Annotated in this window: 27 protein-coding genes; 24 read left to right on the top strand and 3 right to left on the bottom strand. The window is 63.6% G+C overall.

Annotated features, from left to right (window positions below; all coding sequences use genetic code 11):
* The first annotated feature begins 55 nt into the window (after positions 1 to 55).
* The 11 genes from J2X35_RS08560 to J2X35_RS08510 all read left to right on the top strand — a co-directional run bounded on the left by J2X35_RS08560 (position 56) and on the right by J2X35_RS08510 (position 10,263).
* Entirely contained in the window at positions 56 to 1,000 is a 945-nt protein-coding gene (locus J2X35_RS08560; protein WP_132004686.1) for an ArdC family protein, read from the top strand.
* On the top strand, positions 997 to 1,401 hold the full coding sequence (locus tag J2X35_RS08555; protein ID WP_104959423.1) for a DUF2958 domain-containing protein: 405 nt from the start codon (positions 997 to 999) through the stop codon (positions 1,399 to 1,401). The genes J2X35_RS08560 and J2X35_RS08555 overlap by 4 nt, the downstream gene beginning before the upstream one ends.
* 124 nt (positions 1,402 to 1,525) lie before the next feature.
* Positions 1,526 to 3,652: a ParB/RepB/Spo0J family partition protein gene (locus tag J2X35_RS08550; protein WP_310183905.1), complete on the top strand. Its 2,127-nt coding sequence runs from the start codon at positions 1,526 to 1,528 to the stop codon at positions 3,650 to 3,652.
* A gap of 424 nt (positions 3,653 to 4,076) precedes the next feature.
* Positions 4,077 to 4,241 (top strand): hypothetical protein, encoded by a 165-nt coding sequence (locus J2X35_RS08545; protein WP_310183903.1) that lies wholly within the window; start codon positions 4,077 to 4,079, stop codon positions 4,239 to 4,241.
* A gap of 194 nt (positions 4,242 to 4,435) precedes the next feature.
* The gene (locus J2X35_RS08540; RefSeq protein ID WP_310183900.1) at positions 4,436 to 4,984 is read left to right on the top strand and encodes a hypothetical protein; all 549 of its coding nucleotides are present in this window, start codon (positions 4,436 to 4,438) and stop codon (positions 4,982 to 4,984) included.
* A 64-nt stretch (positions 4,985 to 5,048) separates the two neighbouring features.
* Positions 5,049 to 5,465 (top strand): hypothetical protein, encoded by a 417-nt coding sequence (locus tag J2X35_RS08535; RefSeq protein WP_310183897.1) that lies wholly within the window; start codon positions 5,049 to 5,051, stop codon positions 5,463 to 5,465.
* Positions 5,458 to 6,102, top strand: a complete 645-nt coding sequence (locus J2X35_RS08530) for an antitoxin of toxin-antitoxin stability system (protein WP_310183896.1) — start codon at positions 5,458 to 5,460, stop codon at positions 6,100 to 6,102. The genes J2X35_RS08535 and J2X35_RS08530 overlap by 8 nt, the downstream gene beginning before the upstream one ends.
* A gap of 219 nt (positions 6,103 to 6,321) precedes the next feature.
* Complete coding sequence (locus tag J2X35_RS08525; protein WP_310183894.1) at positions 6,322 to 7,359, top strand: toprim domain-containing protein; 1,038 nt, start codon at positions 6,322 to 6,324, stop codon at positions 7,357 to 7,359.
* A gap of 344 nt (positions 7,360 to 7,703) precedes the next feature.
* Positions 7,704 to 8,630, top strand: coding sequence for a DUF2493 domain-containing protein (locus J2X35_RS08520; protein ID WP_310183892.1), 927 nt, complete (start codon positions 7,704 to 7,706; stop codon positions 8,628 to 8,630).
* A gap of 266 nt (positions 8,631 to 8,896) precedes the next feature.
* Positions 8,897 to 9,337, top strand: coding sequence for a hypothetical protein (locus J2X35_RS08515; RefSeq protein WP_310183889.1), 441 nt, complete (start codon positions 8,897 to 8,899; stop codon positions 9,335 to 9,337).
* Positions 9,338 to 9,936: 599 nt separating this feature from the next.
* Positions 9,937 to 10,263, top strand: a complete 327-nt coding sequence (locus J2X35_RS08510; RefSeq protein WP_047166144.1) for a DUF736 domain-containing protein — start codon at positions 9,937 to 9,939, stop codon at positions 10,261 to 10,263.
* Positions 10,264 to 10,328: 65 nt separating this feature from the next.
* Here J2X35_RS08510 and J2X35_RS08505 read toward each other — a convergent pair whose 3' ends face one another.
* Positions 10,329 to 11,570, bottom strand: coding sequence for a HipA domain-containing protein (locus tag J2X35_RS08505; protein ID WP_310183886.1), 1,242 nt, complete (start codon positions 11,568 to 11,570; stop codon positions 10,329 to 10,331).
* Positions 11,563 to 11,868: a helix-turn-helix domain-containing protein gene (locus J2X35_RS08500; protein ID WP_310183883.1), complete on the bottom strand. Its 306-nt coding sequence runs from the start codon at positions 11,866 to 11,868 to the stop codon at positions 11,563 to 11,565. Before J2X35_RS08500 ends, J2X35_RS08505 begins: the two co-directional genes overlap by 8 nt.
* A gap of 307 nt (positions 11,869 to 12,175) precedes the next feature.
* Here J2X35_RS08500 and J2X35_RS08495 point away from each other — a divergent pair, with 307 nt between their 5' ends.
* Positions 12,176 to 12,424: a helix-turn-helix transcriptional regulator gene (locus J2X35_RS08495; protein WP_047166147.1), complete on the top strand. Its 249-nt coding sequence runs from the start codon at positions 12,176 to 12,178 to the stop codon at positions 12,422 to 12,424.
* Positions 12,425 to 12,541: 117 nt separating this feature from the next.
* Positions 12,542 to 12,802, top strand: coding sequence for a DNA -binding domain-containing protein (locus J2X35_RS08490; RefSeq protein WP_310183878.1), 261 nt, complete (start codon positions 12,542 to 12,544; stop codon positions 12,800 to 12,802).
* A 204-nt stretch (positions 12,803 to 13,006) separates the two neighbouring features.
* On the opposite strand, the gene J2X35_RS08485 is transcribed toward J2X35_RS08490, so the two are convergent.
* Positions 13,007 to 13,855: an SDR family oxidoreductase gene (locus J2X35_RS08485; RefSeq protein ID WP_310183875.1), complete on the bottom strand. Its 849-nt coding sequence runs from the start codon at positions 13,853 to 13,855 to the stop codon at positions 13,007 to 13,009.
* A gap of 84 nt (positions 13,856 to 13,939) precedes the next feature.
* On the opposite strand from J2X35_RS08485, the gene J2X35_RS08480 reads away from it, so the two are divergent.
* From J2X35_RS08480 to J2X35_RS08430, 11 genes are all read left to right on the top strand, one after another.
* Positions 13,940 to 14,341: a helix-turn-helix domain-containing protein gene (locus tag J2X35_RS08480; protein ID WP_243785034.1), complete on the top strand. Its 402-nt coding sequence runs from the start codon at positions 13,940 to 13,942 to the stop codon at positions 14,339 to 14,341.
* 311 nt (positions 14,342 to 14,652) lie between these two features.
* Positions 14,653 to 14,928 carry a transcriptional regulator domain-containing protein gene (locus tag J2X35_RS08475; protein ID WP_310183872.1) on the top strand — a complete coding sequence of 92 codons (276 nt, stop codon included), beginning with the start codon at positions 14,653 to 14,655 and terminating at the stop codon, positions 14,926 to 14,928.
* 46 nt (positions 14,929 to 14,974) lie between these two features.
* Complete coding sequence (locus J2X35_RS08470; protein ID WP_291977453.1) at positions 14,975 to 15,418, top strand: DUF2285 domain-containing protein; 444 nt, start codon at positions 14,975 to 14,977, stop codon at positions 15,416 to 15,418.
* Between the two features lie 135 nt (positions 15,419 to 15,553).
* Positions 15,554 to 15,835, top strand: coding sequence for an AlpA family transcriptional regulator (locus J2X35_RS08465; protein WP_213324352.1), 282 nt, complete (start codon positions 15,554 to 15,556; stop codon positions 15,833 to 15,835).
* A 17-nt stretch (positions 15,836 to 15,852) separates the two neighbouring features.
* Positions 15,853 to 17,001: a replication initiator protein A gene (locus J2X35_RS08460; protein WP_310183870.1), complete on the top strand. Its 1,149-nt coding sequence runs from the start codon at positions 15,853 to 15,855 to the stop codon at positions 16,999 to 17,001.
* Positions 16,998 to 17,651 (top strand): ParA family partition ATPase, encoded by a 654-nt coding sequence (gene parA / locus J2X35_RS08455; protein WP_310183868.1) that lies wholly within the window; start codon positions 16,998 to 17,000, stop codon positions 17,649 to 17,651. The genes J2X35_RS08460 and parA overlap by 4 nt, the downstream gene beginning before the upstream one ends.
* A complete protein-coding gene (locus J2X35_RS08450) occupies positions 17,648 to 17,902 on the top strand; it encodes a hypothetical protein (protein WP_310183867.1) in 255 nt (84 codons plus the stop codon). The genes parA and J2X35_RS08450 overlap by 4 nt, the downstream gene beginning before the upstream one ends.
* The gene (locus J2X35_RS08445) at positions 17,899 to 18,420 is read left to right on the top strand and encodes a DUF2840 domain-containing protein (protein ID WP_310183864.1); all 522 of its coding nucleotides are present in this window, start codon (positions 17,899 to 17,901) and stop codon (positions 18,418 to 18,420) included. Before J2X35_RS08450 ends, J2X35_RS08445 begins: the two co-directional genes overlap by 4 nt.
* Positions 18,417 to 18,962: a S26 family signal peptidase gene (locus J2X35_RS08440; protein ID WP_310183861.1), complete on the top strand. Its 546-nt coding sequence runs from the start codon at positions 18,417 to 18,419 to the stop codon at positions 18,960 to 18,962. The genes J2X35_RS08445 and J2X35_RS08440 overlap by 4 nt, the downstream gene beginning before the upstream one ends.
* A gap of 68 nt (positions 18,963 to 19,030) precedes the next feature.
* Entirely contained in the window at positions 19,031 to 19,369 is a 339-nt protein-coding gene (locus J2X35_RS08435) for a DUF736 domain-containing protein (protein WP_310183859.1), read from the top strand.
* 3 nt (positions 19,370 to 19,372) lie between these two features.
* A complete protein-coding gene (locus J2X35_RS08430) occupies positions 19,373 to 20,149 on the top strand; it encodes a lytic transglycosylase domain-containing protein (protein ID WP_310183856.1) in 777 nt (258 codons plus the stop codon).
* Positions 20,150 to 20,188: the final 39 nt, after the last annotated feature.

Below are 20,188 nucleotides of genomic sequence, written 5' to 3'. Positions count from 1 at the left end.
GACGGGTTGAAGGTCGGGAGAGAGGCTTCCGGCGCCCGTCGCGGAGACAATCTCGATGGCCAGACAGAACCGCGCCGCACGCGACGGCGGCGACCGCACCAATCTCTATGACGAGATCACCGCGAAAATCATCAACGAGCTGGAGCAAGGGCGCTTGCCCTGGGTCCAGCCCTGGGGCACGGCGGCGAAGGCGCCGCTCGCGATGCCGAGGAATGCCGCGACGGCCCGGCAATATTCCGGGATCAACATTCTGATCCTCTGGGGCACCGTTGTTCAATACGGCTATCCGACCCAGCATTGGTTGACTTTCCGCCAGGCCTTGTCGCTCGGCGGCAATGTCCGGAAAGGTGAGCGCGGCACGACCGTCGTCTATGCCGACCGCTTCACGCCCGAGGATGAGAAGCGCCGCGCGCGGGAGACGGGGGAGGAAGCTGGCAGCATCCCGTTTCTCAAACGCTTCACCGTGTTCAACACGGCGCAATGCGAGGGCTTGCCTGAGGATGTTGCTATCGAGGCGCCGCCACCGCCGCCCCACATGATCGAGCCAAGGGTCGAGGCGCTGATCCGGGCGACCGGAATCGACTTTCGCATCGGTGGGAACCAGGCCTTCTATGTTCCAGCGCACGATTATGTTCAGGTGCCGCCGCCACAGGCCTATTTCGAGCCGATCGACTGGCACCGGACCGCCCTGCACGAGCTGGGGCACGCCACCGGCCATGCCTCCCGGCTTGGGCGGGATATGTCGGGCCGCTTCGGCACCAGGAAATACGCATTCGAAGAATTGGTCGCCGAAATGAACGCTGCCTTCTGCTGCGCCTCGCTCGGCGTTGTGCCGACCGTACGCCATGCCGACTACATCGGCTCCTGGCTCGAGGTGCTGCGCGAGGACAACCGCGCCATCGTGCGCGCCGCTTCCCAGGCCAGCAAGGCGGCCGATTGGCTGCTGGCGCATCTGCCCCGCGAAGATACAGCATCGACGGATCGGAGGGCTGCGGCATGATCCTCCTGACCAGCACCCAGCGCGAGCAGCTCCTCGCCAATGGCCGCCAGAGCGATGTCGACCCCGTCCCCGTGGTAAAATTCTTCAATCCGTTGGGTAGCGGCGTCTGGCTTGCGACCGAATTGGATAGCGACGGTGACACCCTTTTCGGCCTTGCCGATCTGGGGTTTCCAGAGCTTGGAAGCTGGAGCCTTGGCGAAATGCAGGCGATCCGCTTGCCCTTTGACATGAGGATCGAGCGCGATCTGCACTTCACCGGCGATTTCCCGATCTCGGTCTGGGCTGACATGGCGCGGCGGGCCGGTGGCATCCGCGAGGCCGAGCGCATTCTTTACTCCGGCGCCCGAGCCGCCTCCACGCCGACCCGGAAACAGACCGATACACAGAGCCGGAAACACTGAATCCCGCTTCTCCGGCTTTACGATTTTGCGCCGCTCTCTTGAGAGGAAGAGGGCGGCGCTTTGCTTCGTGACGGGTTGGTGGCCGGAGAGAGAGGCTCCCGGCGCCCGTCATGGAGTAAGGCATATGGCTGCTGCCGTTCAGAAGATCACCCTCGCGTCCTCGCGCGATATCCCGTTCAACAAGCTGGCGCTGAGCCAGGCCAATGTCCGGCGCGTCAAAGCCGGCATCTCGGTCGAGGAACTGGCCGAATCCATCGCCCGCCGCGGCCTGATCCAGTCCCTGCATGTGCGGCCAGTCCTCGATCCCGAGGGCAAGGAAACCGGCATGTTCGAGGTGCCCGCAGGCGGTCGCCGCTATCGGGCCCTTGAATTGCTGGTCAAGCAGAAGCGTCTCGCAAAAACTGCACCGGTACCATGCGTCATATCCGAGGCCGATGCCGACATCCTGATCGACGAAGTCTCGCTCGCGGAAAATATCGAGCGCGCGCCGCTTCATCCGCTCGATCAGTTTCGGGCCTTCCAGGCGCTGCGCAACAAGGCGATGAGCGAGGAAGCCATCGCAGCCGCCTTCTTTGTCGACCCGAAGGTCGTCAAGCAGCGCCTGCGTCTTGCTGCGGTCTCGCCCGTGCTTCTCGACGTTTACGCCGAAGACGGCATGACGCTCGAACAGCTCATGGCCTTCACCGTGTCGGAAGACCATGCCCGGCAGGAACAGGTCTGGGATGCGATCAAGGATTCCTGGCAGAAAGAGCCGCACTATATCCGCCGTCTCCTGACTGAAACCGCAGTGCGCGCCTCTGACAGGCGAGCGCTTTTTGTCGGTATCGAGGCCTATGAAGCCGCCGGCGGCTATGTGCTGCGCGATCTCTTTCAGCGCGACGACGGCGGCTGGCTTCAGGATCCGGAGCTGCTCGATCGCCTGGCAGGCGAAAAGCTGAAAGCCGAAGCCGAGTCCATTGCGGCCGAAGGCTGGCAGTGGGTCGAGGTAGCGGTGACCTTTCCCTATGGCCACGACCACGGCCTGCGGGAACTCGAGGGCTCGGTCGCCGATCTGACCGACGATGAGCGCGCCACCCGCGAATCCCTGCGCGAGGAATATGACCGGCTCGAAGCCGGATATGCCGAGGCCGACGAGCTGCCCGATGAGGTCGATCAGCGGCTTGGTGAGATTGAGCAGGCGTTGGAAGAATTCGAGCGCAGGCCGATGATCTATGATCCCGAACAGGTTGCGCGGGCGGGCGTCTTCGTCAGCATCGATGGGAACGGCAAGCTGCGGGCCGAACGGGGTTATGTTCGGCCCGAGGATGAAGCGGCGATTGATGGCGAAGATCCCGATGGCTCCTCCGGCCCGGCCACAGAGGGCGCAGTAGCTGGTGTGTCGCATGCGGTTGTCCAAGTCGGTGGCGGCAGCGAATCTCCGGAGGACGACGATGAGGCCGAGATTGTGCGGCCGCTGCCGGACCGGTTGATCAGCGAGCTGACCGCGCATCGCACGCTCGCGCTGCGCGATGCTGTTGCGATGAATCCCCATATTGCGATGACCGCGCTGCTGCATCGGCTGGTGATGGACACCTTCCTGCCGCAGCCCGCCAGGGGATGCCTCGAGGCCCATGTCCGCCAGGTTCACTTGCCGGCACAGGCTGAGGATTTGCGCGACAGCGTCTCGGCGCGGTCTGTTACCGAACGGCACGAACGCTGGGGCGATCACATCCCGGCTGACGATGAGGCGCTCTGGAACTGGCTGATCGATCTCGATGAGGAGTCCCGCATGGAGCTTCTCGCCCATTGCGTCAGCTTTGGCATCAACGCCCTTTACGAAAAGCCCAGTCCCTATAGCGGCACGGGCGTCAGCCAACACGGGCTGGAGGTGCGTCTCTCCCAGGCGAACCGTCTGGTGTGCGCTACCGGTCTCGACATGGTGGTGGCGGGCTGGAAGCCGACCGTCAGCAACTATCTCGGCCGTGTGACCAAGCCGCGCATCCTCGAGGCGGTTCGCGAAGGTGCAGGCGAACGGGCATCGGAGCTGATCGGGCATCTCAAGAAGGGCGACATGGCCAAGGAAGCCGAGCGCCTGCTCGCCGATACCGGCTGGCTGCCCGAGCCGCTGCGCACGATCGATCCTGCTGCGGACCCTGACGCTTCGGCGGAAGGCGATGTCGATGTGGACCTTCCTGAATTCCTCGCAGGCGACGCCGAGGATGACATTGTCGACGAAGAGGATGAGGCGCAGCAGATGATCGCCGCGGAATGATCGTCACGCGGGGCGGCTCCGGCTGCCCCGTCTCTTCCTGACGCAATCGGGATGGAGCAAGCCGCGCCAGGGTCGCCCCAGGATCAATCCCCGTCATGGCTGGCGCAATGGGTGCCGTCCCCGGGGCTGAAGGATCATCGCTTATTGCCCGCGTGGTAACCAGGCTGGCGCGGCGAACCGATCCGCAACGGATATGCGGATTCCTGTCAGGGGCAGAACACCACCCCCGCTTCCATTCGCAAACCTTGGTCTGAGCCGTCGTCTTTGCATTCAACCCGCAAGGGGTCGGCTTGACGCTTTGCGTGCCGCCCTCGCGGATCCGGACAAGCCGAACGCGCGAGGGTGATTGCAGATCCGGTCAGACACTTCGGGCGCCTGTCGCGCGGGGGATGGTCCCCCGCCTCCAAAACAGGAGCCGGAACCCATGTCCTATGCAGATGCCACCGCCTTTGCCGCCAGCCTCGCCACCACGCTGATGACTGTGATCGTCGTGTTCCAGGCCGCGGACGGCACCCATGGCGCCATGCCCGCCAATGAGTTCGATGGCGACGAAGAGATGGTGAAACTCGAACTTGATCCGTGGATCTGAGGCACGAGAAGAGCCTCATCCCGATGGCCTGGCGCGCAGGCAACGCAGCCGAGCCATCGCTTTGCGGATGATCTCTCACTGCCGGCGGTAGCGGCCATACCGCGATACGAAAGAGTTAGAGTGCGGGCCGGTTGGCCGTGACGGGTTGGTGGCCGGAGAGAGAGGCTCCCGGCGCCCGTCGCGGAGTAGTTCCCATGTCCCTCCACCGCTCATCCGGCTTCCGCCCGATCGGCGAAATCCTCGCCCGGCAGGTGCTGCCCGGGCTGCGTAGCGCCCTTCGGTATCCGCTACGGGTTTCCTGCCTCGGCACTGTCAGTTTCGTCGACGATCACGATACCAGCCAATTCGACCAGACTATCGTTCTCGGTGAATGTACCACTCCCGAAGACGCCATGACGATCGCGGCACACCGCGTTTCGCGTGACGATATTCGCGTTGGAGAGGACGACACGCTGCGCTTTGAGGCGCGCATCGCCGCAATTCATGACTCGACCTACGGTCTGGTCCTCGCCGGAGAAATCCGGGCTCGGGCCATTCTCTGGCAGCAGCCTGTCATCTCTGACGCGCAAGCCCGCCGTATCGTGAGCGAGGCAAGCCGGTTGCGCGGCAGCGCCTCGGCGTCTTGCGATGCCCGGTCGGCGCGCAACCTGCGCTACCGCGCCAGTCTGCTCGAAACACGCCTGGTCGATCGCGGCTGGCGGGAGACCGCTGCGGAACTGCTTAGCCTGCCCCGCGCCGCCTGATTTTCACCCCTTCCACGCAATCGGCCTGGTCCTGCGCCAGGCCTCGTCATGTCCGGAGGCCGTCATGGCTGACTATTACACCCATTTTTCCTGCCTGCTCGATGTAGGCACCCCTGAGAACGCTGTCCGTGCGCTCGAACTCTATAATGCGCTGGCGGACGAAAATGCAGCCGAAGATCCCTCATCGGATGGCTTCCTGCTGTCGATCCAGCCCGAACATGGCGGTACGCAGCTCTGGATACGCGACGATCCCACCGGCGATCCCGAGCACGTTATCCAATTCGTCAAGCGCTGCGCCGCGGCGTTGGGGCTCAACGGCCGGTGGGGCTTCCAATATGCCAACACCTGCTCGAAACCGCGCCTCGATGGTTTCGGCGGCGGCGCACACGTGCTCGATCTTTCGACCGGCGAGACCGTGGACTGGATCTACACCGACGGCTGGCTCGCGACCGTGCTGGAGGGAGGCGATCCCCATGCCTGAGATTATCGAAACCACGGTCTATCGCCTCGACGAGCTTTCCGACACGGCGAAGGACAAGGCCCGGGCCTGGTATCGTGAAGGCGGCTTCGACTACGATTGGTACGACGCCGTTTATGAGGATTTCCAGAACATCTCCGAGATCCTCGGCATCCGCCTCAAGACCCGAACCGCTCGCCTGATGGGCGGCGGATCGCGGCAGGAACCCTGCATCTGGTTCCAGGGCTTCTGGTCGCAAGGTGACGGCGCGTGCTGGGAGGGGTTCTACTCCTACTGCAGGAACGCTTCTGCCGCGATCCGGGCTTACGCGCCGCAGGACGAGATGCTGCATGGCATCGCAGATGCGCTTCAGGATGCCCAGCGGCGCAACTTTTATCAGCTTCGCGCTGACGTCGGTCATCGCGGCCATTACTACCACGAATACTGCATGGACATTGCGGTCGAGCGGGCCAGCCCGAACTGGCAGGACATGACCGCCGACGCGGAGGACGTCGTCGCCGAGGCGCTGCGTGATCTCGCCCGCTGGCTCTATCACCAGCTCGAGCGCGAATACGACTACCTGTCCTCCGATGAGGTGGTGGACGAGACCATTCTGGCCAATGGCCATACCTTCACCGAAGACGGTCTTCGTTTCGGTTGACCCTGCTTGAAGCGCCCCTGCCTCACGGTCGCGCGCTTTCCATGTCGCTTCAGTCAGAGTGAGAGCGCCGCCGGAACGGGTGAGCCTGGGAGGTTGCGCGCCTGGGCTTTTTCACCGAGATCATATTATGGAAACTGCGCTTCTTTGCGCCGATCAGGGCAGCCGGCTCTGGGATTATCGGCAAGTTTATCGAGCGCATCAAGAACGGGAGGCGGCCTGATGTCCCGTCTTAACGCCACCGATCTGGCGCAACGTCTCAGCCGGCAGGCCGAGGCGGTTTGCCGTCACTACCTCTCGAATGGCCACAAGCAGGGCCATTACTGGCATGTCGGCGACGTCCGCAATGGCGCGGGACGCTCGATGTTCGTGCGGCTGCATGACAGCGCCAGGGGACCGGCAGGCAAATGGTCCGATGCCGCCACCGGCGAACATGGTGATCTGCTCGATGTAATCCGCGAAAGTCTCGGTCTCCTCGACTTCGCCGAGGTCGCTGCGGAAGCCCGCCGCTTTCTCAGCCTTCCCCATCCAGAACCAGTCCCCACCGGGCGGCGTCGCGGAACTCCGGCAATATCGGGTTCGGCAGAGGCGGCACGCCGGCTCTGGCGCATCGCGCAACCGATCACGGGCACTCTCGCAGAGACGTATTTGCGGAGACGCGGCATTACGGATTTGCACGGAACCTGTGCGCTGCGCTTCCATCCGAACTGCTACTGGCGGCCCGAGCATGAAGGGCCGACCGAGACCTGGCCGGCCATAATCGCGGCGGTCACCGATCTCGATGGCGACATAACCGGCGCCCACCGCACCTGGCTCGCGCGTGACGGGTCGGGCAAAGCGCCGCGTGATCCGCCGCGCAAGGCCATGGGGGACCTGCTTGGTAACGCCGTCCGGTTCGGAAAGGCACAAGATGTCGTCGCGGCGGGAGAAGGCATCGAGACCATTCTGTCGCTGCGGCAATTGCTGCCACAGATGCCGATGGCCGCCGCACTCTCGGCCGGACACCTCGCCGCTGTCGTTTTCCCGGCCCAACTGCGCCGGCTCTATATCGTGCGTGACAATGATCCGGCAGGCGACAGCGCACGAGACAGGCTCCTCGAACGGGCGGTGGCGGCCGGAATCGAGACCATCACGCTCTCGCCGATGATGGGCGACTTCAACGAAGACCTCACCTCGTGCGGGCTGGATGCATTGCGGGTAGGGCTTCGCAGGCAACTGGCTGCAGATGACGTCGGCCGTTTCATGGCTTTGGCTGCATAGCCGGGATGAGAAGCGGGCGGGCGCTCGCGTTCCGTTGCGGCGTACAAGAAGCCTTGCCTATTCGGCAGGGGACCGCTCCTCGGCCTTCGAGAGGGGCGAGCGGCCCACAAACGGCCCGGCCGGGCAATGGCGGCGCCCGACTGATTTCCGTCGGCGGCCCGCCACCCCACGCGACAGGTCGCGTGGGGACCCCGTCTCCCCCGCCTTTACAGCGCGAAGCAAATCAGCCGGGCTTTGCCATCGAGACCCTCGCGGAAAGGCTCGGGCTGCCTGGCCGGACCGCCTGCGGGCTTGTCGTCGCCATCAGGCCGCGACGGTCGCGGTCCTTGCCATCGGAGCCTGCCATGTACACCCATGATGAACGCGAACCCGATTACGCGACATCTGCCACCGGCCATGTCATCGAAGAGCTTGAGCTTTACGGCTATCGTCCTTCAGAGGACGAGCCCGATCCCCGGATCACGCCCGAGGATCACATCATCCGGAGCGCGGTCGCTGACATTTTCGACGCCCTGATCTCTACCATGGCCGACACCAGTCTCGATTTCGACCTTGCCGAGATCCTCTGGTCGAGCGTCAATACCTTCCACCGCGCTGTCGAACGGATCGAAAGGAAGCTCGACGACAACGAGCAGGCCCAAAAGCGCCTCCAGCGCGAACAGGACGGGTCCGAGGTGAAATCCGTCCAGCTCGAGACCCTGATCGGGGTCGGGCAAAGTCTCATCGAACGCCGTGACAGTCTTGAGCTTTTCCGCGAGACCGCTGCCGATATCTATCTGCGCACCCTCGGCATGCCCTGGTCGCCGCGCTCGGGTTCACGGGTCAATCATCGCCAGATGACGGCGGCCATGATCGATAGCCGGGACTTCATCACCGCCAAGCGACGCGCCGACAATGACGTGCTGTTACCGGCCGGCACGAAGATCGCCTTTTCGGGTGGCGAGACCACCGATCATCGATTGATCTGGGACAAGCTCGATCAGGTTCATGCCAAGCATCCGGACATGGTGCTGCTGCATGGTGGATCGCCGAAGGGCGCCGAGCGCATCGCCGCCGCCTGGGCCCACAATCGGAAGGTGCCGCAGGTCGCCTTCAAGCCCGATTGGGCCAAACACGCCAAGGCCGCGCCTTTCAAACGCAACGATCAGATGCTCGGCACGATGCCGATCGGGGTCATCGTCTTTCCCGGTACCGGCATCCAGGACAATCTCGCCGACAAGGCGCGCAAGTTGGGCATTCCTGTCTACCGCTTCGGGACGGGCGGCGCGTGAGCGCTGCCCGCCATTCCTCAAGGCCGTCGACGAACCGGAAGCGCCTCGACGGCCTGTCATGCCGGCGAAACACATTGTCTGTAGGGCGATGGGCCGCTGGATCCGACCATGTCCAGGCAGAACAAGGAAGAGGGCCGGACAGGGTCAGTGGATCTCTTTGATCCCTATTTGTTCTTACTGATCGTTGGCACTTCTGCTACTGTTCCGATCGCGCCGTGGAGGTGGTGGCAGGCGCACCGTCCAATCCATTGCACGGAGACACCACCATGACCTTTCTCGGTATTCTCGTCGCCATGGCCGCCATAGGTTTCATGTGCTGGCTGCTGTTCAACCTTGCCGTCTTTGCGATGCCCTTCTTCATCGGTGTGAACGCCGGTATCTGGGCCTACGGCACCGGCGCGGGCTGGCTTGGGGCCGTTCTTGTCGGATTGCTCGCTGCCGGCCTGACCTTGGCGGCAGCTCAAGGCCTGCTCATTCTGGTCCGGCCGCTATGGGCGCGGTTGCTGATCGCGCTCGTCTTTGTCACTCCGGCTGTCGTCGCCGGCTTTTACGCTACTCTCGGCATCGCCAAACATATGATGCCGTCCGAGACCTGGCAGCTCATCTTCTCGGTCATTGGCGCAATTGCCGTGGGAGTGACGACCTTCCTGCGGCTTGCGGCAATGGCATCTGCCGAGGCTGCTGGTACGGGCCATGCGCGCATCTAGCCGCGTGCAGAATCCGGATAGAGGCCATGACAGAGAGATAAGCTCGCTGTCGTCAGAGATACGTGGCGCGGGATCGGCGTAGTGAACTCGCATCAGCCCGGTGGAGCGATGCGGCCCATAGCGGGAGCGCAGGACGGGTGGCGCGAATTTCACAGGCACATTACGGAACCCAGGCGGGATGCGTTCTCGCTGACTTCGGTTGGGCCAAATATCGGTACGCGTGCCAAGGACAGGGGCAACGTCACGGATCCGTCGCCACCGGTCTGGTGAAACTCGGATGCGCCAGGCTCTGCGTTCTTCTCGTATCTCTGACCGCTCCAAGCGGCCTCTTCCATGGCCTGATCTGGCCGAAGACCAGCGCGCGGCGCGCGCTTCGATCGCTTTGGCGCAACAGCGACGTCACAACTTTCTTCCCCTGACGGCCTCACCCCATGTTCCATGGGACCCCGAGGCGCGTCATTCCTCGCGCGAGCAAGAAAGTCCCTCCTATGCTGTCCAGTCCCCGCAAACGGGAATGCGCCAGCGATCATCTCCGTCCCGTCGATCGCCATCGAGGCCGCAATGGTGCGGGCTCGAAACCGGAAAACGGAGATTTGAAAATGGCGACCATCGGTACCTTCAAGAAGACCGGTTCGAACGAATTCACCGGCGAAATCGTCACCCTCAGTGTCCAGGCCAAGGGCGTGCGCATCGTTCCCGACATCCGCGCAAACGGCGAGAACGCTCCCAGCCACCGGGTCCTGGTCGGCCGCGCCGAGATCGGTGCCGCCTGGTCCAAGCGCTCGGGCGAAGGCCGCGATTATCTCGGTCTCAAGCTCGATGATCCGAGCTTCACCGCCCCGATCTACGCCAACCTCTTCGATGACGAGGACGGCGAGGCCTACTCGCTGATCTGGTCCCGCCCCAACCCGCGTCGCGGCGACTGAAGCGCAAATGGCCCCGGCGACACAGCCGGGGCCATTTCTCTGTCAGCCGCACCAATGAACGGCGCTCAGTCCAAGAGGACAGGCATCATGGCCCTCACGTGGGCGTCGATCCGCTCCAGAACGATCGACGGGACGGCATCACGTTCCGGCAATTTCCACCAATGCGCATCGATACGCTTTACAGTTTCGCTGACAGTTTTCAGGACGGCAGGCTCTGGAAGCCGCGCCCGATTGGCGAACGCCTTCCACCGCGGCAGCGTCAGTGCCTTGAACGCGCGTTCGCCGCCAAGTGACAATGCCAGATTGTCAGCCGGGATATAGGGGACCGTCGAAAGCACGTCGTAGATCGGTGCCAGGGCGGGCGAATTGCCGTCACCGGGGTAGATCAGCGACCAGTTTTTCAGGTGCATGTCGCCATTGCCCATGACCACCGACAAGGTCAGGCGGCGGACGAACTCCAGCGCCGCTATCGGCGAGATCGCCACATTCAGAGCCGCGGCGATGTCATGATAGGCCGCGCCTTCATATTTTCGTGTCGGATAGATGCCGAAGACCTGAGCGAAATCCTCGATATGAATTCGTCGCGCGCCGGCGGTGCGATCGAACCGCCGGATAAGAAGGACCAGCCCCTCGGCCAGGGTCTCGAACTCTTCAGGGATGCCTTCGAACTGGTCTTTGCCCACCAGCTCGCGTTCGGGCACGTCCATGCCGATGGCTTCGGCCAGCGCGAGATTGGCGAACTCGTTCTCCGACACGCCTGGAAAGGCGGTCGAAGGAAACTTGGCGATGTACTGACCGTCGCTGTCCCCGAGCGGCACTGTCAACCCGCCGCCCTTGCCGGTGTTCTTCATCACCGAAAGCTTCATCTGCACGCCAGCGAGCGAGAAGCGCGCCTTCGGCTCGCCCTCAACTGCAGCGGTTGCAGCGACGATATCGCCGTTACTCGGGACAACCCGCACAGCGCCTGGCAGGTCGGCGCCCAGCGCAGCCAGCAGATCGAAATCATTGCCGGGCCGGACGGTCCGGGCGTGATGCTTTTCCATCGCCTCGCGCAGTTTGTCCTCGGGCAGGAGGTTGGCAAAGAAGGGCGGCAAGGCGCCTGCCACCGGGCGCGGATCCTTGCGCAATCCTCCTGTTGCCGCGCGGAAGGACAGGCTCAACACGGGATGCCCTCCGCTCGCGCGGTAGGCAGGATCGAAGCTGAAGGCGTTGAAGTCGCCCGGTGTCCTGACGATCGTGCCGACCTTCACCTCATTGAGGAGAACATCGAGAGACAGGACGGTTTCGGCGGAGCGGGGTCTATTCATCATCACCTTCCGCTTGCGGGCTGAAAGCCGGCCGGTCGTCCTCGCCCTCATGGCTGAGCAGCGCCTCAATGGCCGGGACCATCGCCTGAGGAACCAGCATCATCTCCAGGCCAAGCGCCCTTGCAACATTGATCAGAGTCGTGGCGCGTGCCGCTGCGGCTCCGGTTTCGATGTCGCGATAGCGGGGACGGGATATGCCGGCGAGATCGGCGACCTGTTCCTGCGTTAGGCCCGCCGCTAGCCGTGCACGCCGAAAATGGTCGCCGATCATATTCAGAGCCTCTGCTTCGGCTTTCACGCGAATCCTTTACAGATCAATTTGCACGATTTGATCCGGATACGTATCATTAATCGGCCTGGAAGGCAAGGCGATGATCCGCAAGCATGTCTCAGTAAGACAGATTGATACGTTTGAGGATCATTCAAGCGGTCTTCAATAGTCAAACCCATCAGCCTTTGGCGGCCGAATCAGTCGTCTGACAACAGAGGTCAGCGCCGCCGTAGCCGAGGAACAGAGGGCCAATTCCCGATGACTATTTGCCAAGAACGACTATTATAGTCGTAGTTCTGGAGTGCGCGCCGGTCGCAATGGGAGGTGATCATGCATGATCACCGCCCGACAGTCGCGGGCCGCGCGCGCCTTGCTGGGTTGGACACAGGAGACGCTTGCTGACAAGGCCCGTGTATCACTGACCGCGCTCAAGCGCCTCGAATCCGAAAGCGGCCTCGAGGTGTACGAAAGCACGCGCGATCAGGTCCGTCGGGCTCTCGAAGCAGCCGGTGTCGTCCTCTTGTCGACCGAGCGTGGACACGGAGTGCTGCTGGTCCATGATGGTGGTGACAAAAAGCGCTGACGGGCAAGCGGCAGACGCCGTGTTCCCTCCGAGCGATATTCTCCCAAAACACACAATCTTGGAGTATCTGGTGTTACCCCGCGTCCTGCAGTGGGCAGCACGCACCAGGCAACTGACATGCCCCCGATAGAACCCTTCGAGGATGCACCGCCGGTCTCCAGCGAATTAACCGCCTACGACCGTGCCCATATCAAGCTGTACATGCGACTGCTGGATGCCGCTGCTGATGGCGCCGAGTGGACCGAAGCCGTTCATATCCTGTTTGGCATCGACCCCGCTTTCGAGCCGGATCGCGCGCGCCGGGTCCATGATGCTCATCTGGCGCGCGCCAAATGGATGGCGCAGACTGGTTACCGTCATCTTCTCTGGAAGCGATAGGTCTGAAGTTCGCGTCCCGCGCGGCGCGCCAAATCTCCACCATTCCGGAACAAAACCGGGCACGAAGGTCGGCTATAAACCCCTTGTGCGCTTCCGGACTGGTCTCACCCAACCCGGAAGCGATCATTCTTGACGCGTTGCGGAGGCAGCCTTGCCTCATCGCGTACGGCAGTCCGGCGCATGAGCGGTCAGGGTCTGTCGCGTCTATGATTTGAGGGCCGCAGCCACCGCATCCGACAGCCGGGTAGACGGACGCCCGATCAGCGCCGAAAGCTGGCCTTTGTCGTCGAACAGCGCTCCATTGGAGGCGTCGATGTCGAAGGCGGCCAGAGCACCGGCGAAATCTGCAGGGATACCCACACCCTTCAGCACGGCGGCATATTCATCCTGCGGCAGGTTCTTGTAGGGGATGTCCTTGCCAGTCTGTTTGGAGATCTCCGCCGCGAGATCAGCCAGCGTATAGGCGTCGTCGCCAGCCAACTCGTAGACCTTGCCGTCATGGCCCTCGCCAGTCAGCACGACGACGGCGGCCTCGGCCAGATCGGCGCGCGTTGCCGACGAGATGCGGCCCTCGCCCGCGCTGCCGACAAATGCGCCGGCCTTCACCGCGCCGGGGACCGAGACCGTGTAGTTTTCCGTGTACCAGCCATTGCGCAGAACAGTGTGGGCGATGCCCGACTGTTTCAGGAGGCTTTCGGTTTCTACATGCTCGGGTGCAAGGCTCAGTGACGACGTATCGGCATGGAGCAGGCTCGTATAGACGATGCGCCTCACGCCGGCCTTTTTGGCGGCGTCGATGATATTCCGATGCTGCGCGGCCCGCTTGCCGACCTCGCTGGAGGAAACCAGCATCAGCGTCTCGACGCCTTGCAGCGCCCGGTCGAGGGTTTCGGGCTTCTCGTAATCGGCTGCGCGCACTTCGACGCCGAGGTCGGACGCCTTCTCGACGCTGCGCGCCAGCGCGACGATCTGGCTGGGCTCAATCTTCTGCTTGAGCTTCTGGACGATGAGGCGGCCCAACTGGCCCGAGGCTCCGGTTACGGCGATGGTCATGGCGAGTGACTCCTTGTCTTGATGATCCAAAGCCATGATATAGGCTTATACTAACGCAAAGTAAGTACGCACAGGAAGGTAAGTATGAACATTCACGATGACGGCACGGCGATCGGGCTTTCCGACAAGGTGCATGGCGAGCTTCTGTCGGCAGGTTGTCCTTCGCGCGACGTGCTCAAACATGTGACCAGTCAATGGGGTGTTCTGGTGCTGATCGTGCTGGAAGGAGGAACGCACCGCTTTTCTGAACTGCGCCGCAAGATTGGCGGCGTGAGCGAGCGCATGCTGGCGCAGGCGCTGCAATTGCTGGAGGCGGACGGGTTCGTCTTGCGCCGCGCCTATCCCGTTGTGCCGCCCCATGTGGAATATTCATTGACCCCCCTTGGCGAAGAAGTCGCGGAGAAGGTACGGATTCTGGCCGATTGGATCGAAATCAACTTCCATCGCATTCCTGCAAGCGGAGGGAATGCTGAACCGCCGGGATAGCCTGCGGTGGCAGCGTACTGAACTCTGCCGTTTTGATGAATGACCGCTTCGCTGAGACTCTGGACCAGAAACAGGCGGTCTCGCCCCCAAACGCTGGTCACTGCTACAAGAATTATAGAGCGCCTACAATGACATAGCGGTGCCCAGTTTCATCCTCACCGGCGCACGGAGACACGCGGGCGAGATACGGCGTTTCGCCTGTCGGAAGATTTTCCGCATTGCTGGCCGCCGTGTCATGCTGCTGCAACAGAACTTGTCGTAAATAGCTCGGCGAAAAATCTGACCTGCGCTTTGCACGTGAGGAGGGACGGGTGCGACCGGACACTTCCCATTGGCGAGACGGTCGTCGCTATGAATTCTTCGACACGCTCTCGGTCGAAGGGCTCGCATGGGAATGTTTGCGGCGGTTTGAACGCTACCAGGAGCATTATGGCGAACTCGTCGCCATGAAGGCCGAAGATCATCCCTATTCAACCGACGCCCAGCGTCACTGGGGGTTGCGATTTCCCGGCTCGTCCGAGCCTTTCCGCGCTTCGTCAGGACGTCCTATGGTCGCCGCTCGCCAATCCGGCGGTCTTGCTTGCTGACGACGCTCCGGAATTTCTGCCTCCGTCACCATCTCCGTCGCCGGCCGTGTCTGCTGCCGTTCGCCCGAGTCCGGAAGGTCTTCATGCCATCCATCGCGGCGGCATCGTCGCGCAGATCCTGCTGCTGTCGGGCCGAAAGACCGATAGAGCCTCGGCTGTCATCCTGCCACTCGACGACAATCTGCCCGATCGGGTCGAGGCAGTGCTGCGGCTCTGGCAAGCGCTGAGCGCGCGCCCCGTTACGCGCGACGGACGCATCACGCCGTATCAGCGTCGACGTATCCGACTGATGATGCGAGCCGCTGACGGCCGGGCCAATGGCGCGACCTATCGGGAGATCGCCATCGCTCTGTTCGGCCCCGAGCGGGTTGCGGCCGAGCCCTGGAAGACCTCATCCTTGCGTGATGCCGTGATCGGGCTGATCGAAAGCGCCGGGCCGCTCATCAATGGCGGCTATCGCAAATTGCTACGGCATCGTCGCCGATCCTGAGCGCGCTTCGAGCCCGGGGTGGGGATTGTTCGCCTGTAATCTTCCCCATCCACCCCGCCTGCATTCCTTCGCCACCGTGATCGCGATCCGCCGTTGCTCCGCAGCGGCGCCCGGCAACGCCACGGAGGCCCGACAATGCGACCCAATCTCGCCGCCCTGCCGCCACGCTACCTGCGCACCAAGGAAGCGGCGGTGTTTCTCAGCCTTTCGGCGCGCACGCTGGAAAAGCACCGCACCTATGGAACCGGCCCGGCCTATCGCAAGCTCGGCGGGCGCGTCGTCTATTCGGTAGCCGATCTCGAAGCCTGGGCTTCGCGCGGCGCGGTCACGTCAACCTCCGATCCGCGCGGACAGGTTCTGCCAGCCAAACGGCACATGCCAGCGGCCTGTGGGTCGGCCGGCGGCATCAATCGCTGATCGCGCGAGGATTACCCATGGCGATCCGGCGACGTTCCCCGTCCGAGCGCGGGCAGCTCAACCTGTTCAGAGCGCTTCCCGGTGACTTCGCACCGCGGGACGCGCAGGACCTCATGGCGTATCCATTCTTCTCGCTCGCCAAATCACATCGCATCACCCCGATCGACTTCACCGCCGGAAAAATTGCGATCCGCGTCGAGGCGGTTGCCGACCACGGCATGGCAACGATCTGGGACGCTGATATCCTGATCTGGGCTGCCAGCCAGATCGTCGAAGCGCGCGATACAGGCCTGCGCACCTCGCGGCTCATGGCGGCGACGCCCTATGAGATTCTCACCTTCATCGGCCGCGGCACCAGCCTGCGCGATTACCAGCGCCTCAAGGCGGCGCTCGACCGGCTGCAATCCACCACCATCTCGACCACGATCCGCCAGCCCGCCGAAGGACGGCGACACCGCTTCTCCTGGATCAATGAATGGCAGGAGCGAACCGACGGCAACGGGCGCCCCGACGGTATCGAACTGATCGTGCCGGACTGGTTTTATCGCGCGGTTCTGGACGATGCGCTGATCCTGACCATCGATCGGGCCTATTTCGATCTGACCGGCGGGCTCGACCGCTGGCTTTACCGGCTCGTGCGCAAGCATGGTGGCCGCCAGAAGGGCGGTTGGCGGTTCGATTTTCGTCATCTGCACCAGAAGTCCGGCTCTCTCTCGCCCTATAAGCGCTTTGCCTTCGAACTGCGCGATATCATCCGCCGTCAGCCGCTGCCCGGCTACAGGCTCTTTACCGAGATCGAGACCGGGCGCCGGGCGCTGCTCGCCTTCGAGCCATGGCCGGCCTGTGGAAAAGCTGTGGACGGCCTCGTGCTATCGGGAACCCGGACTATCGTGCCATCGGGAACCGGTGGCTCGTGCTATCAGGAACCCGATCCGGGTTTAAGGCACGGAGATCGTTCGGCAAATCGCGCCCGTAACAGAGAGTCTAACACAGAATCTAACCTTGAAGAGCGCAGGCGCGATGTTGAAAACCTCATCGCCCGCACCGGCCAGGCGCTCAGAGCGACGGCGAACCGGCGGCCGCCAGCGCCATCCGATCACACATCAGAAATCCGCTTCGACACCATGCGCCCGCTGCGCGGTGAGCGTGAGGACGGTCAGCGATGATCGTTGCTCTGCTCAACCAGAAGGGCGGTGTCGGCAAGACGACACTGGCGCTGCATCTCGCCGGAGAATGGGCCGGAAGAGGGCAGAGGGTCACTTTGGTCGACGCCGATCCGCAAGGCTCGGCGCTCGACTGGTCTGAGCAGCGCGGTCATGAGGGCCTGCCGAGGGTGTTCGGTGTCATCGGTCTTGCGCGCGACACGCTGCACCGGGAAGCGCCGGAACTGTCCCGGCAGGCCGATCATGTCGTCATCGATGGGCCGCCGCGTGTCGCCGGTCTCATGCGCTCCGCTCTGCTCGCCGCTGACCTGGTGCTGATCCCAGTGCAGCCTTCGCCCTTCGATGGCTGGGCTTCCGCCGAGATGCTGTCGCTCATCGCCGAAGCGCGCATTTACCGGCCCGATCTCCTCTCCCGCTTCGTCCTCAATCGCTGCGCTGCGCGCACCATCCTTGGCCGCGAAACCGCCGCTGCGCTCGCCGATCACGATCCTCCGGTGCTCGCGAGCCGGATCGGGCAGCGTGTCGCCTTCGCCAGCGCTGCCCAGACCGGCCGTCTCGTTCACGAATTGGACGGCGCCACGTCCGCGGCCGATGAGATCGCAGCGCTGGTTGATGAAATCGAGCGGCTCCCGCGCACGCGGAGGGCGTCATGAGCACCCGAGCGCCCAGGAGCGGCTTTGCCCGCCGGCCGGCCGATCCCGAAACCTGGGTCAGAGCTGCAAAAGAGCAGCCGGCCGGTAGGGCGGACGGCGCTGCGAACACGGCGCGGCTCACCATCGATGTGACGCCGGCGCAGCGCGGCCGCATCAAGATCGTGGCCTTCGAGCGCGGCATGACCGTCGCCGACATGCTGCGCGCGCTGCTGGAGCGTGAATTTCCACCTGCCGGGGATGATAGCCAATGACCGGCTTAGTGGCCCATCGAAGGCTGGTGGTCGAGGGCGCGCGCTCCTCATCGGCTACAGCGCTGACCGAGGTGGAGCTGATCTGGATCGAGAAGTCGATCGAATATTGGGTGCGGTTCGGGAATCCGGTTCAGGAGCGTGTTATCGACCGCAGACGGCGTGTCCTCGGCTTTCCTCCCGGGAGCTTTTTCGCCTTCGTGCGCTGGACGGCGAATGACTACGGCACCGTCGCCTCCCATCTCGATATCCTGCGCGCGGTCGCGCCGCACGAAGCCTACCAGACCGTTCCCGCCGTCACACCGGGCGGCGAGCTTCTGCTGACGGTCTCTGGCTGGCCGAAAGTCGAGCGCGTGCTGCAGCTCATCGATGCGATCGATGCGAGCGGCATCGACGGGGCCGATGTCGCGCCCGATCACTGGCGCCACGTTCATAACCGACTGGCGGCCGGGGAAAGTCCCCGCGCCTACACGCGCGCGCAGCATTGCGCCTGGATCAAGCGGCGGAGCATTCTCCCATGACCCGGCGCGCCATTCTCGCTTCAGCGCTGGTGTCGGTCGGGCTGGTCATCGCACCCGTCCTCACCGGGCACGGTCCGCGCTTTATCTGGAACGCCTCGACCAGTGCGCCCATCGGCCTCTACGCCGTCGAGCCGGCCGGCCCTATCGAAGTCACCGATCTGGTCGCGGTCCGGCCGCCAGACGCGCTGGCCGAGCTGCTTGACGCGCGCGGCTACCTTCCGCGCGGCGTGCCGCTGATCAAGCGCGTTCTGGCGCTCCACGGCACGAGAGTTTGCCGCCATGGCACGGCCATTACCGCCTACGACCACCTTTATGGCCATGCCCGTGAGCGCGATCGGATGGGCCGCAAACTGCCCTCCTGGCAGGGCTGCCGCGTGATCGCCAAACGCGATGTGTTCCTGATGAACTGGGACGCCGCCGACAGTTTCGATGGCCGCTATTTTGGGCCGCTTCCGCTTTCTGCCGTCACCGCCCGCGTCGTGCCGATCTGGACCGATGCGAATGGTGACGGCCGCTTCGAATGGCAGGCGTCAGCGCGGTGAACGCCTGTCCAAGGGCGGGCGCGATGTCCGCCCGATCGTCCTTCACCGCTTGAGGAAAGGAAACCGCCATGCCGCAGATCGGTGAATTTACCAGGCACAAGACAGGTTTTGCCGGGCGCATCGAGACGCTCACGCTCGCCCGCGAGATCGCCATCGTCGCGGTGGATCCGGCCAATGTCGAAAACGCCCCGGACCATCGCGTCCACCTCGGCGAAGATGACGCCGGCCCCGAGATCGGGGCGGCCTGGACACGCACCGGCGAGAAGGCCGGAGAATATCTCTCCGTGCTGATCGACGATCCGGCATTGCCGTATCCGATCCGTGCCGCCCTGTTCCAGAACGGCGCTGATGCGGCGTCCTGGTCGCTGCACTGGAACCGGCCGCCCAAACGCGATGCAAAGGACTGAGCCATGCCGCGCTGTCGCCTCGGGCATGGCCACTCCGTTGCGATCGGGCGTCACCGCGCCGCCCGTTCCATTGCCTTCCTTCTCCTTACCGGCCTGTTCTGCAACCCGGCCGGCGTCGCGGCGCAGGCGCAACCAAGTCTGCTCGCGCCGCGCGGCCTGCACGATGCATATGCCGACCATGTCGCCGAGGCTTCGCGGCGTTTTGGCATTCCCGAGACCTGGATCGATGCGGTCCTGCAGGCCGAAAGCGCCGGCGATCGCCGCGCCATATCCTCGGCCGGGGCGATGGGCCTGATGCAGATCATGCCTGCCACCTGGTCGGCGCTACGGCAGCGCCATGGCCTGGGCCGCGATCCTTATGATCCACGCGACAATATCCTCGCGGGCGCGGCCTATTTGCGCGCCATGTTCGATCGCTACGGCAATGTCGCGGCGATGCTGGCGGCCTATAATGCCGGGCCGGGCCGCTACGATGAATACCTTTCAGCGGGCCGCGTCCTGCCCGCCGAAACGCGCGCCTATGTCGCCAGGCTCGAACCGATCCTGGGTAACACGATGCCGTCTCACGGCGCTTCCATGCCCGTTGCGCTGCCGCCCGATTGGCGCGAGGCGCCGCTCTTTGTTGAGCGCGGTAGCAACCGACCGAGGGTTATCGGTGACGCGGCGTCTGCGCAGGGCAACGACACCCGTATTCCCGTTCCGGATGCGACCGGTGCGCCCGACTCGGGACAGCACGAGGCCATTTTTGTCACTCAAGCCGATAGCGGTGTCGTCCCATGATGCGGCTTTTGCGTGATCGCACGGCATCGTGCGCCAGCG

It is taken from the genome of Mesorhizobium sp. BE184 (assembly GCF_031457045.1).
Lineage (GTDB): Bacteria > Pseudomonadota > Alphaproteobacteria > Rhizobiales > Rhizobiaceae > Mesorhizobium.
The sequence above is the reverse complement of the archived record's forward strand: the minus strand, read 5'-3'. Positions and strand labels throughout refer to the sequence as shown.